Source organism: Rhodococcus sp. Chr-9 (genome assembly GCF_000801125.1).
Taxonomy (GTDB): domain Bacteria; phylum Actinomycetota; class Actinomycetes; order Mycobacteriales; family Mycobacteriaceae; genus Rhodococcus; species Rhodococcus pyridinivorans.
In genome coordinates this window covers 1-554 of record NZ_JTIZ01000062.1, presented here as the reverse complement: position 1 = coordinate 554, position 554 = coordinate 1, and the positions used below count along the sequence as shown (strand labels likewise).

The following is a 554-nucleotide window of genomic DNA, read 5'->3' as shown; positions in this document are numbered from 1 at the left end:
GGTAGGGGTTGTTGTGTGTTGTTTGAGAACTGCACAGTGGACGCGAGCATCTTTGTTGTAAGTGTTTATGAGCGTACGGTGGATGCCTTGGCACCAGGAGCCGATGAAGGACGTGGGAGGCTGCGATATGCCTCGGGGAGCTGTCAACCGAGCTGTGATCCGAGGATTTCCGAATGGGGAAACCCAGCACGAGTGATGTCGTGTTACCCGCATCTGAATATATAGGGTGTGTGGAGGGAACGTGGGGAAGTGAAACATCTCAGTACCCACAGGAAGAGAAAACAACATGTGATTCCGTGAGTAGTGGCGAGCGAAAGCGGATGAGGCTAAACCATGGGTGTGTGATAGCTGGCAGGCGTTGCATCCGTGGGGTTGTGGGGCTTTTCTTCCCGTCACTGTCATGACGGGCGAGAGTAAGAAACCGGTTGGTTAGTCGAAGTGGTCTGGAACGGCCTGTCGTAGAGGGTGAGAATCCCGTAGACGAAAACTTGCCGGCTCTCGTGAGAAGTACCCGAGTAGCACCGGGCCCGTGAAATCCGGTGTGAATCTGTCGG

The 554-nt window shown here is 54.5% G+C and carries 1 rRNA gene; it reads left to right on the top strand.

The annotated features are described in order from the left end of the window. Window positions 1-55 precede the first annotated feature (55 nt). A 23S ribosomal RNA gene (locus tag QR64_RS07350) occupies window positions 56-554 on the top strand; the annotation flags it as partial.